Source organism: Pseudomonas putida (assembly GCA_041879295.1).
Classification (GTDB): Bacteria; Pseudomonadota; Gammaproteobacteria; order Pseudomonadales; family Pseudomonadaceae; genus Aquipseudomonas; species Aquipseudomonas putida_Y.
In genome coordinates this window covers 4,002,466-4,016,903 of record CP047152.1, presented here as the reverse complement: position 1 = coordinate 4,016,903, position 14,438 = coordinate 4,002,466, and the positions used below count along the sequence as shown (strand labels likewise).

Sequence of the window (14,438 nt, the reverse complement as noted above, 5' to 3'; positions counted from 1 at the left end):
ATGTCGGCGGTCTGACGGGCACGCCCAGTCAACGATTGGGCCATTTCTCCAGCAGGATCGACACGAATTTTTCAGCTGCAGGCGAAAGCGAGGCGCCGCGTCGGTAAACCAGGCCGAGTGTTCGGGTGACCTGGGGTTCGATCAACGGAACACTGACCAGGGTCGGATGGTCGGCGTTGGGCATGGCCAGGCTGGGCATGGCCGATACCCCCAGGCCGGCCTCCACCATGCCGAGCGAGGTCGAGAGGTGTTGTACCTCGTAAAACCACTTGGGGCGCAAGTTGAGCCCGGATAGCGCGTGGTCGAGCAGCATGCGATTGCCGCTCAGTCGGCCTACGCCGATCAGGCGGTAATCGGCAAGCTCGGTCCAGGTGACGGCGTCACGGCCTGCCAGTTTGTGGTCGCGCCGGCAGGCCAGGACGAAGTGTTCCTGCACCAGCGAGACGAACTCGATGTCCGGGTGTTGCCCGCTCATCATGTTGATGCCGAAGTCAGCCTCACCCCGCAGCACCGCTTCAAGCCCGTCGTTGGCGCTTAGATCGAGCAGGCGAATACGGATTTTCGGGTACTGCTCGTTGTAGTCGCGGATCACCGACGGCAGGAAGTAGAACGCTGCCGTGGGGATGCAGGCAAGGGTGACCTGGCCGGTTTGTCGTTCTGCCAGTTCGCGGATGCTGAGAATGGAGTCTTCGAAGTCGTCCAGTAACCGTCTGGCTTTGGGCAAAAAGTCGCGCCCGACGCTGGTCAGGCTGACGCGACGGGTGGTGCGCTCGAGCAAGGAGGTACCTAGGCCTTCCTCCAGCTTCTTTATGCGCCGGCTTAGCGCTGGCTGGGAGAGATGCAGTGCTTCGGCGGCTTCGTGGAAGCTGCCGAGTTCGGCGATTTTCACGAAAGATCGGATGTCTTGAAGCTCATATTCCATATAAAAGCCTTGGCCCGTTCAAAGAGGAATTATTTTGTGAAAGGCAATAATCGCTACGATATTTGCATTGGATTGATTTATCCATCCCTGTCACTCTTTTGCCCACAGCATCAATGATGTCCATTGATCAACAAGAGTGCGAAATCATGCAACGAATTCCTTGCGTACTCATGCGCGGCGGTACCTCCAAAGGGCCGTTCTTTCACGCCTGGGACCTGCCTGCCAATGTGGTCGAGCGCGACGAGTTGCTGATCAACCTCATGGGCTCTGGCCATGAGCTGGAAATCGACGGTATCGGTGGCGGCAGCCCGCAGACCAGCAAGGTGGCAATCATCAGCCCGTCACTGCACGCCGACGCTGACGTCGACTACCTGTTCGTGCAGGTCATGGTCGCACAGCGCCGGGTCGATACGGCCCCCAACTGCGGCAACATGCTGTGTGCTGTTGGGCCATTCGCCATCGAACAGGGGTTGGTAAAAGGCCAGGAAGGCAAGACCTTGGTGCGCATTCGCAACCTGAACACCGGCACTTTCGTCAATTCGCTGGTCGAAACGCCCGGCGGGATCGTGCGCTACGAAGGCCGCACGGCGATCGATGGGGTTCCGGGCACTGCCGCCCCGGTGCACCTGACCTTCCTCGACGCGGTCGGCAGCAAGACCGGCAAGCTGTTCCCCACGGGCAAGGCCCAGGACGTGATTGATGGCGTGCCGGTGACCTGCATCGACATGGCCATGCCGATGATGGTGGTAGAGGCTAGCCAATTGGGGGTCAGTGGCTCGGAAACCCCTGCTCAGCTGGACGCCGACAGCGCGCTGCTCAAACGCCTGGAAGCGTTGCGGCTGAAGGCCGGAAAGGCCATGGGCCTGGGCGATGTCAGTGGCATGGTCATCCCCAAGCCAGTGCTGGTGTCCAAGCCGCGCTACGACGGCACGCTGCAGGTTCGCTATTTCATGCCGCACAACTGCCATCGTGCCTTGGCGATCACTGGCGCGGTGGGGCTGGCGACTGCCTGCGTCAGCCCTGGCACCGTGATTGCCGACCTGTTGGGCGAAGGTGCACAGCAACTGGCCGAGGTCCGCCTGGAGCATCCAAGTGGCGGCATCGATGTTGCGCTGACGCGCAGCGGTGCCGATGGCAAGACGATCCAGGCTTCGGTGGTGCGAACCGCCCGGCGGCTCTTCTCAGGGTTCGTCTACGCCCCTACATTCCGCAGGTTGGCCGGGTAGCTCCAGGCGCTGATCCAGACCTGCACATTCGTAACAAGCGCATCCGCACAATTTCAACAATGGGTGATGCCTCATGAGACTCGCCAAATCGCTGTATTTCCAGATTCTCTGCGCCGTCCTGCTGGGCGTGGTGGTCGGACACTTCTGGGCGCAACAGGCCGTGGCCCTCAAGCCGCTGGGTGATGCGTTCATCAAACTGATCAAGATGATGATCGCGCCGGTGGTGTTCTGCACCATCGTCACCGGCATCGCCGGCATGACTGACAAACGTTCCCTGGGACGCTTGATGAGCAAGACCCTGCTGCTGTTCCTGGGCCTGACGGTGGTCAGCCTGGTGATCGGACTGGCAGCGGTCTATCTGTTCAAGCCAGGTGTCGGCATGAACATCGATCCCGCTACCCTGAGTACGGCGGGCCTGAGCCAGTACACCGCCTCGGCTGCCAAGCTGAGCGTGGTGGACTTCTTCATGCACATCATCCCGGACACCTTCATCGGTGCCTTCAACAAGGGTGAGGTCTTGCCGGTCCTGTTCATCGCCGTACTCAGCGGTTTCGCCCTCTCGTCGATGGGCGAAAAGGGCAAGCCGGTACTGGACGTGCTGGAGTCGGCTTCGACCATGGTGTTCCGCATCTTCGGCTACCTGATGCGCTTTGCCCCGGTCGGCGCTTTCGGCGCACTGGCATTCACCGTTGGCCAGTACGGCATTACGTCCCTTGGCTCGCTGGCCAAGCTGGTGGGGACGTTGTACATCGCCTGCGCGTTCTTCGTGCTGGTGGTGCTCGGTGGCATCTGCCGGGCCCATGGCTTCAGCCTGTGGAAGCTGCTGCGCTATTTCCGCGAAGAGTTCCTTGTGGTGCTGGGGACTTCTTCAACCGAGCCGGTGCTGCCGCGAATGCTCGAGAAACTCGAGAAGCTTGGGTGCAAAAAAGGCGTGGTTGGCCTGGTGCTGCCCACTGGCTACTCGTTCAACCTGGACGGTACTGCCATCTATCTGTCGTTGGCAGCCGTGTTCATCGCGCAGGCCTGCAACATCGACCTGAGCCTGGGCCAGGTGGTCACCATGCTGGCGATCATGCTGCTGTCCTCCAAGGGCGCGGCAGGCGTTACCGGCAGCGGTTTCGTGGCCTTGGCCTCGACTCTTACTGTGATCCACGACATTCCCCTGGCCGGCCTGGCCCTGTTGATCGGGGTCGACCGCTTCATGTCGGAGGCCCGTGCGCTGACGAGTCTTGCCAGCAATGCAGTGGCTACGGTGGTGGTTTCGCTGTCGGAAAATGCCTGTGACCGCCAGACACTGCACAGCCGCCTGAACGGCGAGCCGGTGGTCAGCCCCGTCGCTGAAACAGCCGACTGGGTCGCCGAACCGCGCCGCCACGGCTGAGCCCCGACACCCTCTAGCTTTTCACAGGCCCCCATCAGGCGTTGCCGGGTGGGGGTCAGGGGGCCGTCTGCGCTGCAGGTGGCCACATAGACAATAAAAACAAGAGAACAAACCATGCTCGCACTTCTGGGCCTGATCATGGTGGTGACCTTCACCTACCTGATCATGAGTAAACGCCTGTCCCCGATCGTCGCGCTGACCATCGTGCCGATTGTTTTCGCCCTTATTGGCGGTTTCGCGCCAGACCTGGGCAAGATGATGCTCGATGGGCTGAAAATGGTCGCACCGTCTGCCGCGCTGCTGCTGTTCGCCATCCTGTTCTTCGGCCTGATGATCGACGCCGGCCTGTTCGACCCGTTGATCCGCAAGATTCTCAAGCGGGTGAATGGCGACCCGATAAAGATCGCTATCGGCACCGCCCTGCTGTCGCTGCTGGTTGCGCTGGACGGTGATGGCACCACGACTTACATGATTACCTGTGCCGCCATGCTGCCGCTTTACAAGCGCATCGGCATGAACCCGATGATCCTGGCTACCGTATCGATGCTGTCATTGAGCATCATGAGCGGCATGAGCCCGTGGGGCGGCCCCGCCACCCGCGCCATTGCCGCGCTTGGTCTGGATGCGACCGAGTACTTCATTCCGATGTTGCCCACCGTCATCGGCGGGGCGGTGTGGGTCGTATTCACCGCTTATCTGCTTGGCCGTGCAGAGCGTCGGCGTATCGGCAATATTGCCCTGGAGTCTGGTGGAGGCAACTGCTACATCAAGGAAATCCTTGGCGACAACCCGCACAAGCGCCCGCGCCTGGCCTATGTGAACCTAGTGTTGGTGATTGTCGTCATGACTGCGCTGGTGCTGGGGCTGATGCACGCAGCCGTCCTGTTCATGATCGGTTTCGTCGCCGCGCTGATGATCAACTACCCGCAGCTGAATGTGCAGAAAGAACGCATTCTCGCCCATTCGGGTAACGCCATGACCGTGGTGCTGCTGGTATTCGCCGCAGGCATATTTGCCGGTATTTTCTCGGGCACCAAGATGGTTGACGCACTGGCGCAGACCCTGGTGGACTGGATTCCGGCAGCCTGGAGCCACTGGTTCCCGTTGGTGGTGGCGCTGACCAGCATGCCGCTGACTTTCGTGCTGTCCAACGACGCCTACTACTTCGGCGTTGTGCCGATCCTGGCGAACGCCGCTGCCGCGTATGGTATCGACCCGGTGGAAATTGCCCGCGCCTCGGTGCTGGGGCAGCCTGTGCACCTGATGAGCCCGCTGGTGGCCTCCACCTTGCTGCTGGTGGGCATGGTCGACCGGGATATCGGCGACTTCCAGAAGGCCACGGTGAAATGGGCCGTGCTCACCTCGCTGGTGATCACAGCACTGGCGTTGCTCACGGGTGCCTTGTCCTTCTTCGTTTAGGCATTATCGGGCGCCGCCAGGCGCCCCGACCTCCGCTCACTCCGAAAACAACAATAGAGTACCGATCATGTCCCGAGTTGTGTTCCGTGGGGCCACCTTAGGCCTGCTTTGCGGCTGGCTGCCTGTTGCCGGCGCTTCCGGTTTTGTCGATGACAGCAAGCTCAAGCTGCAGTTGCGCAACGTGTATTTCAACGAGAATTTCCGTGACGAGCAGGGTATGAGTGCCCGCGCTGCCGCCACGGCCAAAAGCGAACGGGTGGAATGGGCTCAGGGCTTTCTGCTCGACTACCAGTCAGGTTTCACCCAAGGTACTTTGGGTGTGGGGCTCGATGCACTGGGCCTGCTGGGCGTACGCCTTGATTCCGGGCGCGGGCGCAGCGGTACCGGGCTGTTGCCGGTGCACGACGATGGCCGTGCGGCGGATGAGTTCGCCAGTGCCGGGGTCACGGCCAAAGCCCGCCTGGGCAGCACCGTGGTCAAGCACGGCACCTTGCTGCCCAAGACACCGGTGCTGGTCTACAACGATGCGCGGGTGCTGCCACAGACCTATCAGGGCACTCAGCTGACCAGCACGGATATCGACGGGCTGACCCTGACGGCCGGGCACCTTGACCGTTTCAAGCAGCGTGACTCGTCCAACAGCACTGGCATTTATCTGGATGGCTATGGGGGCGGCAAGTCGGGTGACTTCAGCTTTGCCGGTGCCGACTATGCCGTCAGCAAACAACTGCGCCTGAGTGTGTACCATGGCCAGCTGGAGCACTTCTATCGCCAGGATTTTGCCGGGCTGGTGCATGACCTGCCGCTGGCTGGCGGGGTTCTGACCACGGACCTGCGCTACTTCAAAAGCCGCGACAGCGGGGCGGCCTATGGCGGCGGCATCGACAACCAGATGTTCAGTGGCCAGGTGGCGTATGCGCATTCCGGCCATACCCTGGGGGCCGGTTATCAGGTGCTCGATGGAGATGCCGGTTTGCCGTATATCAGCGGTGCGACCGTTTATTCGTTCAGCAACGTCGGCATCGGCAAGTTCATCGAGGAGGAAGAGAAAACCTGGATGGCCAGCTACGCCTACAACTTCGCGGCCGCCGGCGTGCCGGGGCTGACCTTCATGACGCGCTACCTGAGTGGCGACAATGGCCGCTCAGGTGGCGAGGGCATCAAAGAATGGGAGCGTGACGCCGAGATTGCCTACGTGGTGCAGGGCGGGCCAATGAAAGGTCTGGGCGTGAAACTGCGCAACTATGTCTATCGTTCGGATTTCGCTCGCGGGCGCGACAGCAACCGCTTGTACCTTACCTACGATATCGCCATCTGGTGATGGCGCGGGCCGGGTCACATACCCGGCCCAGGCCTTGCTTGCGGTGCCCCGCTCAGCGGCGCAGCAGGCGAGAGACCACGAGTGTGACAGCGGCTGTGATGGCCATTGCGGCGAAAGGCTTTTCCTTGACGAATGAAGACACCGTGTCCAGCGTGTCACCATAGGACTTGGTCAACTGACCTGCGGCCTGACGCCCATCGCCTTCGGCCTCCAGCGCCGGATCTTCGACCAGTCGGCCTACAGCGCTCTGCGCCTTGCCTGCGAGGTTTTCAGCAACACCTTCGATCTGTTCACGTTTCATGATGTTTGTGTTCCTTCCTGTGAGCGACTGAGTGTCAACAACACAGGCTTAGGGCGGTGGCGCGTCGCAATGGTTCCAACGCAAGCAAGGTCGAAGACAAGCAGGCGGGCTTATCGAGCATTTTGACCGTTACGTACTGGGCAAGTCTGCAGCCTGGCGGGCCTTCTTCTCGAGTATCCGCGCCCCGGTTCCTTCCTTGGCCAGCACATCTTCGGGGTTGCGCAGCGGGCAGTCTTCAAGCGACAGGCAACCGCAGCCAATGCAGTTGTCCAGGCTGTCGCGCAGTGCCTCCAGTGTGCGAATGCGGGCATTCAGGTCTTCGCGCCAGGCCGTGGACATCTCGCTCCATTGTGCTGCCGTGAGCTTGCTGTTGGGGGCATAACGGCTGAGTGCCTGTTTGATTTCCTCAAGCGCAATACCCGTGCGCTGGGCCACCTTGATGATCGCCAGGGTACGCAGCACCAGCGAGGGATAGCGGCGCTGGTTGCCTGCTGTGCGGACGCTGGCGATCAGCCCTTTGGTTTCGTAGAAGTGCAGCGCAGACACCGCCACGCCGCTGCGCTTGGCCACTTCACCCACTGTGAGCATCCGTGTGTTGTCCGCTGCCATACGAGTCGACCTAAAGTTAAGTTGAGCTTTTATAAGCCGGCCCGGTCGGCGCCGCAACCGTTTTTCCGGGGCATCGGGGTATTGCATGAAGGCATTCGCCTTTGCCCCATCATCTTTCAGTGGTTGGGCACGCTACCCAAAGCCACGGCGCACAGTTCTCACCTCATAGCCCAACCCTTCCAGGTAGGCTTTTACGAGCGCCGTGCGCCAGTGCTCAGGCTGATAGTGGCCGGACCAGTCGTCGACAGTGAATACCCCATTCTTATAGGCGATATAACCTGCAGCGCTGACGTTGTTGCTGGCATTGAAATTCCACATTTCAGCGCCGCTGGCGTGAGTATTCAAGAGGGGGTCAGTAGAGGCGCCGAAGACGATCAGGGTGGTTTCGTCTCCTTCATTTATGAGTGTGTATTTGTAAATGAGTGATGGACTGATTTTTTGGGCGTTATTTTTGTTGTTGATGATATGGATGTCTACGATGTCCTCGCTTATTAATTTTTTGGCATTCTTGAGTTCGGTTTGAAGGTGTTTGGCTTGGTTGTTCGAAAGCAGGTGTGCCGTATTGGAGGGTTTGAATTGTTTTCTATAATTCCTGCCTATCTGAATGGCTGCCTGGAAAAATTTATTGATTGCATTTTTTCCGCTAGGGTCTTGTGCGTTGATAGGGTCGTTCAGGCAGTAGGCATAGGCATTGATGCCGCCTTTGAGGAAAGGGCTCTGGTTGTCTGGGCTGATGAATCGCATCAAGCGTGGGATGAATATTCGGTACCCATTTCCGAGTGCATAGCCTTCCAGCGCAGAAGCGTAAAATTCACCATTGAACCCCACCGCTCCGGTCGGCTCCGCTTTGGTGTTTCGAAACCCATAGGGTGTGTAGTTTCGTGGCTGGCCTTTTGTTGGGCCCGTGGGTGTCCGTGCGGCGCCATGTTGGTCATGGGCCTGGCTTTTCGAACAGGCTGCAGTGGCCGGATCGTGTTTTTTGCGTGATGTCGAAGTTTTATGCGTTGACATATCTCTGAGATCCGTCAGATCTGGCACTTGGCATCAGTGTGTTATGAAGTGCACAGGCTTAAGCTGATAAAAGTATCAGGTCATTCAGGCTGCAACACTTCAGGGGATACGCGTTTCGCTGCCGGTAGATAGAGGCTCGCCACTGTAGCCTCACATTCCGATCGGCTGCTTTTCGGCGTTTCGATAGCCATAGGGCAAGTAGTTGCTTGGCATGCGTTTTGATATATGCGTAGAGCCAGTATCTGTAGGCATGGTCTTGATGAGCCCGAACTGAACGAGGTATGAGTGTGCCTCACCTGTCACAGGTTCGACACTGATAAAACTGTCAGGTGATTGCAGTTTAACAATGTCGTAATTTTCTCACTTTACCCCTTCAGTATCTGGTCGCGGCGCATCTGGGTGACCAAGGTAAAGCGGTCATCCGGGTGCACGGTCTCGGAAACCGCCATCAAATCACCATTCTCCTCGCGGTAATGGCGGATGATGTTCAACCCCGGCGAGCCTGCTTCGGCCTTCAGCGCCTTGGCCATTTCCGCTGTCAGCAAAACCGCGCGCACTTGCTGGTCGACCACTGCGATTGACCGGCCATAGTGCTGTTCGATCAACCCGGCAATCAGCCGGTCAGGGTGCTCGCGGGCCAGGTCAATGACCTCGGTATAGTCGCGCGGCGCATACACGTCGGTCCAGCAAAGCGGCGCGGCAGGGTGCTGCCGGTCGACGCGGATGCTCGACACGCAGAAGTAATGCTCCCCCGGCACCAGCCCCAGCCGCGCCGCCTCGTTCAGGTCGGCGACAAAGTGGCGCACGCTCTGGATTTCCCGCTGCTGGGTGTCTGCCAGGTGCGCCAGGTCAGCCACGCAGGCCGACGATTGCGAATAGCCGCCGCGCGGGCTGCTGGCCTCCACGCGAGTGCCCACCCGCTTGCGCCGCGACACCAGCCCTTGGGTGAGCAACTGGTTGATAGCGGCACGCACCGTGTGCCGGCTCACATTATAAAGGTCGCACAGCTCGAATTCGGTCGGCAGCAGGCTGCCCACCGGGTAGCGGCCGCTGGCAATGGCTTGCATCAAGTCCTTTGCCACGGTGGAGTAGCGCGTTGGGTTCATACCTTTGCTCTGGCTCGCCTATTTCATCGGTTGACAGTGTAACAGCGGCCGAATGCCGAACGTTCCAGCCTGTCGAGCAGGGCCACCCAGGGGCTTGCCAGAACCTGTTTGGCGCCTGGGAGATCGAGCGCCGCCCGCGCGGCGCATCGCGAGCTGCACTCGCTCCTACGTTTGTTTCTGGCCAGTGACGCCTGTGACAGGCGCGCGCGACCGCCGTGTTTGTACGACGCGATATCGAGCCCTGCGCCAAGGCGTACGCGCGCAAATCCCACAGGAATGATTGGCCCGAAACAAACGTAGGAGCGAGCGCAGCTCGCGATGCGCCGCGCGGGCGGCGCTCGATCTCCCAGGCGACGCACCTCTACCGCCATACAGGCGGCGCTCGATCTCCCAGGCGACGCACCTCTACCGCCATACAGGCGGCGCTCGGTCTCCCAGGCGACGCACCTCTACCGCCATACCTTCAAGGCCACACCGCCTGGCATGACGTTGCGCAATGGCCGGGTGTGTTTGCCGTGGGTTTTAGGGGGTGGCAGAAATCGAGCGCCGCCCGCGCGGCGCATCGCGAGCTATGCTCGCTCCTACGTTTGTTTCTGGCCAGTAACGCCTGTGACAGGCGCGCGCGACCGCCTTGTTTGTACGACGCAATATCGTGCCAAGCGCCAAGGCGTTCGCGCACAAATCCCACAGGAATGACTGGCCCGAAACAAACGTAGGAGCGAGCGCAGCTCGCGATGCGCCGCGCGGGCGGCGCTCGATCTCCCAGGCGACGCACCTCTACCGCCATACAGGCGGCGCTCGATCTCCCGGGCGACGCACCTCTACCGCCATACAGGCGGCGCTCGATCTCCCAGGCGACGCACCTCTACCGCCATACCTTCAAGGCCACACCGCCTGGCATGACGTTGCGCAATGGCCGGGTGTGTTTGCCGTGGGTTTTAGGGGGTGGCAGAAATCGAGCGCCGCCCGCGCGGCGCATCGCGAGCTGCGCTCGCTCCTACGTTTGTTTCTGGCCAATAACGCCTGTGGCAGACGCGCGCGACCGTTTTGTTTGTACGACGCAATATCGCGCCAAGCGCCAAAGCGTTCGCGCGCAAATCCCCCAGGAATAACTGGCCCGAAACAAACGTAGGAGCGAGCGCAGCTCGCGATGCGCCGCGCGGGCGGCGCTCGATCTCACAGGCGACGCACCTCTACCGCCATACAGGCGGCGCTCGATCTCCCAGGCGCCAAACAGGTTCTGGCAAGCCCCCTGCTGGCCCTGACCCGATCCCCCCGCCGACCACCCAACCCGCCATTCATCGCACTGCGCGAATGGCGGCCAAAAAGTGTCGGCATCATGAATGACCGCTTCGCGAGTCAACGCCTGGGCGGTGCACGGCAGGGGCGCGGAAGAGAAGAGAGCCGAAGATCACCCCGGTCGCTCAGTACGGGGCGATGGCGATTGCGTAGCGTGCAGTGCAGGTTTCGATTCGGCTAGGATGCTTCTTGATGCTGAAATTGAACCCACACAACAAGCACGGCCCGAGAGCACCCATGAACCGCAACGAACTGCGCAAAGCCGATATCAACCTGATGGTGGTGTTCGAAGCGCTGATGCAGGAACGCAACCTCACCCGCGCCGCGGAGAAGCTGTTCGTCGCCCAGCCCACGGTCAGCGCGGCGCTGGCCAGGTTGCGTACGATGTTCAATGACCCGTTGCTGGTTCGTGTGGGCAACCGCATGGAGCCCTCGGCCAGGGCCGAAGAGGTGATCAAGTACCTCACGCCAGCCTTGGATGCGATGTCCGTGGCACTCAGCATGACCCATGATTTCGACCCGCTGACCAGCAAGATGACCTTCCGCATTGGCTTGTCCGATGATGTCGAGTCGGGCCTGTTGCCGCCGCTGTTGCGGGCGCTGCGGGTGGAGGCGCCAAACGTGGTGGTGGTCGTGCAGCATGTGGACTACTGGCGCATTCCGGACCTGCTGGCGGCGGGCGACGTGACGGTGGGTATCAGCCAGACCAAGGGCCTGCCCGCCAATGCCAAACGCAAGGTGCTACGCACCATGCAGGCCAGGGTAGTGCGGGCCGACAAGTCCACCACGCCGCTTTCTCTGGATGAGTTTTGCCAACGCCCGCATGTCCAGGTTTCGCCGACCGCCAACACCCAGGGTGTGGTCGACGACTGGTTGAAAGACATCGGCCGTGAACGCAAGGTGGTGTTGTCGGTGCCGCAGTTCAGTTCGCTACCGGCGATTCTGGCCGGTACCGACCTGCTGGCCTGCTGCCCGGACTATGCCGCACAGGGTATGGAACGCTGGGGCAACCTGCAGGCCGAGACGCTGCCGTTCGAGACTGCTGCACTGGAGCTGGCCATGGTCTGGTTGAGCACCACTGACAGCGACCCGGCCGAGCGTTGGCTGCGTAGTCGCCTGGAGCACTACATGGGCGGACTACGGGAAGCGGTCACGGGATGATGTCGGTCTCCAGGCTCAGCAGGTCCTGCACCGTCTGCCGCCGGCGGATCATCCGCAACACCCCGCCCTCGATCAGAAACTCCGGCAGCAGCGGCCGGCTGTTGTAGTTCGACGACATCGACGCGCCATAGGCGCCGGCATCGTGAATCACCAGCAGGTCGCCCACCTGTGCCTGAGGCAGGTCCTGCGGGGTCAGTTCCTGGTCATTCTGAGTGAACACGTCACCCGATTCACACAACGGCCCGGCCACCACAGTCGGTTGCCGTGGGCGGTCCACCGGCTGGCCGTTGGCATCAAGCAGGGTCATGCCGTGGTAGGCGCCGTACATCGCCGGGCGCATCAGGTCGTTGAAGCCGGCGTCGATCATGACGAAGGTATTGCGGCCCACTTGCTTGACGGCGCGCACTTCGGCCACGAGGTAGCCCGACTCGGCCACCAGGAAACGCCCTGGCTCGATTTCCATGCGCACGGGGTGGCCAAGCATCGCTTCGACTTCCTTGCGCGCTACCGCCCAGGTCTGCGCATAGCGCTGCAGGTCGACCGGTTTGTCGGTGCTGCGGTAAGGGGTGGAAAGCCCGCCGCCAATGGAGAACGCCTCGATGTCCACGCCCAGGCGGCCGATCAGTTCGATCATCGAGCGGGCCACCTGTTCCAGGTGCTGGTAGTCCACCCCGGAGCCAATATGCATGTGCACGCCCACCAGGTGCAGGCCATGGGCCTTGATGCACGCCAGCGCCTCGTCCAGCTCTTCATGCCAGATGCCGTGCTTGCTGTTTTCGCCGCCGGTGTTGGTCTTGCGGCTGTGGCCATGGCCGAAGCCCGGGTTGATGCGGATCCACACGCGGTGGCCGGGCGAGCGTTCACCCAGTTGGCGCAGCATGTCGATGGAGCCTGCGTTGACTTCGATCTTCGAGGCCACCACTCGCTCCAGGGTGGGGCGGTCCAGTGCGTCACAGGTCAGCACCACGCCGGCAGGGTCACCGTCAACGCTCGCGCCGGCGGCGAAGGCCCGCTCCATCTCACCCAGCGACACTGCATCCAGCACCAGACCATGGGCGCGCATCAGGCGCAGCACATGCACGTTCGGGTTGGCTTTCTGGGCGAAACGTACAGTGTCGAATACGCTCAGTTGCTCGACACGATCGGCGATGGTGCGGGTGTCGTATGCCCATAGCGGCGAGCCGTGCTGGCGAACCGCCTCGGCCAGGAGGGTGAAGGGTGCGGTCATGGTGGCGTTACTCGTTTAAGGAAGGCCACGAGGATGCGCCAAAGGGTGAATTCAGAAAAATAGCTATTCTTCTGCCAGCTATTCATATCTGATATGCCCATTGTCGACTCTCCGGGTATTGCCGTGAAACTGTCCGTTCGCCACATCGAAGTGTTCCGCGCCATTATGGCGGCCGGTAGCGTCACAGGGGCGGCGCGCCTGTTGTTCACCTCGCAGCCCACCGTCAGCCGCGAACTGGCGCGGCTGGAGCAGGTGACTGGCCTGAACCTGTTCGAACGTGAGGGAGGGCGTCTGGTGGCCACAGCCCAGGCGTTGCTGCTGATCGAGGAGGTCGAGCGCGCCTACGTCGGGCTGGAGCGGATCGATCGCTTTGCCCAGGCCATCCGCAACTTCGAGCAGGGCCGGCTGGCCATCACCTGCTTGCCGCTGTTCTCGCAAACCTTGTTGCCCAAGGCTTGCCAGCGCTTTCACCAGCAGCACAGCGGCGTGAGCGTGAGCATTCTGGCGCAGGAGTCGCCTTTGCTGGAGGAGTCACTGGTTGCCCAGCAGCATGACCTTGGCCTGACTGAAGTCGAACAGATACCACGTGGCGCGTATGGTGAATTGCTGTTCAGTGCCAACATGGTGTGCGTGTTGCCCGAGCATCACCCGCTGCAAGTGAAGGCTGAACTGGAGCTGAGTGATTTCCATGAGGTCGATTTCATCAACCTGGCCAGTCTGGATACCTACCGCCAGCGTCTGGATCAGCACTTTCGTGCGGCCGGGGTCAACCGCCGCACGGTGATCGAAACCACCAGTGCAGCTTCGGTGTGCGCCATGGTCAGGCAAGGCCTGGGGGTGGCGATCATCAACCCGCTGAGCGGGCTGGAGGCGGCGCAAGGCGGGTTGCCGATCCGCCGGTTACGGGTGTCGGTGCCGTATCAGGTGATGCTGATACGCCCGGACCATCGGCCGGCATCGGCAGCGGTGGAGCCGTTTTGCGAGGCGTTGCGGGTGCAGGCGCAAGAAATGCAGGCAGCATTGGGCTAGGGCTTTGCGGGGCGCTCAGATTCCATGCCATCCCCGCAGTGCCTGCTTCGCGGGTAAACCCGCTCCTACAGCTCGCAGACCAAGGTTCCAGTACCGGCCAGGATGTTTTCAAGGGTTTCCTTCACTTCATCCATGTCACTCAACTCACTGGTCAGGTTGATCTCCAGCACTTCATCCCCCTTCAGCGCGTCCCGGTCACCGGCCGCCACTTCAATCAGCAGGCGCTTGGCGCTCAGGGTCACTTTAAGACCATCCAGCGTCGACGGCTCATCATCCAGGGTCAGGTCGACGGTGTCCTCGTCCGGGTAGCGGGTAAGCAGGAACATCTGACCTTTGTCGCTGTGGCAACACAGGGTCGCCATGTTGTCTTCCTCGTCATCGCAAGGGGTGGCGAACAGCAGGGCGGTGTTGATTTGCATGAGCAG

The 14,438-nt window shown here is 61.1% G+C and carries 13 protein-coding genes; 6 read left to right on the top strand and 7 right to left on the bottom strand.

The annotated features are described in order from the left end of the window. Positions 1-28 precede the first annotated feature (28 nt). Positions 29-922, bottom strand: a complete 894-nt coding sequence (locus GST84_18445; GenBank protein XGB14206.1) for a LysR family transcriptional regulator — start codon at positions 920-922, stop codon at positions 29-31. A 146-nt stretch (positions 923-1,068) separates the two neighbouring features. Between GST84_18445 and GST84_18440 the strand changes: the two genes are divergently transcribed. The 4 genes from GST84_18440 (at position 1,069) to GST84_18425 (ending at position 6,269) form a co-directional block, all read left to right on the top strand. Continuing rightward, positions 1,069-2,148 (top strand): 4-oxalomesaconate tautomerase, encoded by a 1,080-nt coding sequence (locus GST84_18440; GenBank protein XGB14205.1) that lies wholly within the window; start codon positions 1,069-1,071, stop codon positions 2,146-2,148. 73 nt (positions 2,149-2,221) lie between these two features. Further along, positions 2,222-3,529 (top strand): C4-dicarboxylate transporter DctA, encoded by a 1,308-nt coding sequence (dctA, locus tag GST84_18435; protein XGB14204.1) that lies wholly within the window; start codon positions 2,222-2,224, stop codon positions 3,527-3,529. A 114-nt stretch (positions 3,530-3,643) separates the two neighbouring features. Then, entirely contained in the window at positions 3,644-4,948 is a 1,305-nt protein-coding gene (locus tag GST84_18430; protein XGB14203.1) for a TRAP transporter large permease subunit, read from the top strand. 67 nt (positions 4,949-5,015) lie between these two features. After that, the gene (locus tag GST84_18425) at positions 5,016-6,269 is read left to right on the top strand and encodes an outer membrane porin, OprD family (GenBank protein ID XGB14202.1); all 1,254 of its coding nucleotides are present in this window, start codon (positions 5,016-5,018) and stop codon (positions 6,267-6,269) included. Between the two features lie 52 nt (positions 6,270-6,321). Here GST84_18425 and GST84_18420 read toward each other — a convergent pair whose 3' ends face one another. The 4 genes from GST84_18420 to GST84_18405 form a co-directional block, all read right to left on the bottom strand. After that, positions 6,322-6,570 (bottom strand): CsbD family protein, encoded by a 249-nt coding sequence (locus GST84_18420; GenBank protein ID XGB14201.1) that lies wholly within the window; start codon positions 6,568-6,570, stop codon positions 6,322-6,324. A gap of 129 nt (positions 6,571-6,699) precedes the next feature. Next, positions 6,700-7,179 (bottom strand): redox-sensitive transcriptional activator SoxR, encoded by a 480-nt coding sequence (gene soxR / locus GST84_18415; GenBank protein ID XGB14200.1) that lies wholly within the window; start codon positions 7,177-7,179, stop codon positions 6,700-6,702. A gap of 132 nt (positions 7,180-7,311) precedes the next feature. Then, the gene (locus GST84_18410) at positions 7,312-8,190 is read right to left on the bottom strand and encodes a hypothetical protein (protein XGB14199.1); all 879 of its coding nucleotides are present in this window, start codon (positions 8,188-8,190) and stop codon (positions 7,312-7,314) included. A 365-nt stretch (positions 8,191-8,555) separates the two neighbouring features. After that, positions 8,556-9,296, bottom strand: coding sequence for a GntR family transcriptional regulator (locus GST84_18405; GenBank protein ID XGB14198.1), 741 nt, complete (start codon positions 9,294-9,296; stop codon positions 8,556-8,558). 1,491 nt (positions 9,297-10,787) lie between these two features. On the opposite strand from GST84_18405, the gene GST84_18400 reads away from it, so the two are divergent. After that, positions 10,788-11,756, top strand: a complete 969-nt coding sequence (locus GST84_18400) for a LysR family transcriptional regulator (protein XGB14197.1) — start codon at positions 10,788-10,790, stop codon at positions 11,754-11,756. On the opposite strand, the gene lysA is transcribed toward GST84_18400, so the two are convergent. Beyond that, on the bottom strand, positions 11,746-12,984 hold the full coding sequence (gene lysA / locus GST84_18395; protein ID XGB14196.1) for a diaminopimelate decarboxylase: 1,239 nt from the start codon (positions 12,982-12,984) through the stop codon (positions 11,746-11,748). The genes GST84_18400 and lysA overlap by 11 nt on opposite strands. 123 nt (positions 12,985-13,107) lie before the next feature. Between lysA and GST84_18390 the strand changes: the two genes are divergently transcribed. Continuing rightward, the gene (locus tag GST84_18390) at positions 13,108-14,013 is read left to right on the top strand and encodes a LysR family transcriptional regulator (GenBank protein XGB14195.1); all 906 of its coding nucleotides are present in this window, start codon (positions 13,108-13,110) and stop codon (positions 14,011-14,013) included. Positions 14,014-14,078: 65 nt separating this feature from the next. Here GST84_18390 and GST84_18385 read toward each other — a convergent pair whose 3' ends face one another. Continuing rightward, positions 14,079-14,432 carry a hypothetical protein gene (locus GST84_18385; protein XGB14194.1) on the bottom strand — a complete coding sequence of 118 codons (354 nt, stop codon included), beginning with the start codon at positions 14,430-14,432 and terminating at the stop codon, positions 14,079-14,081. Positions 14,433-14,438: the final 6 nt, after the last annotated feature.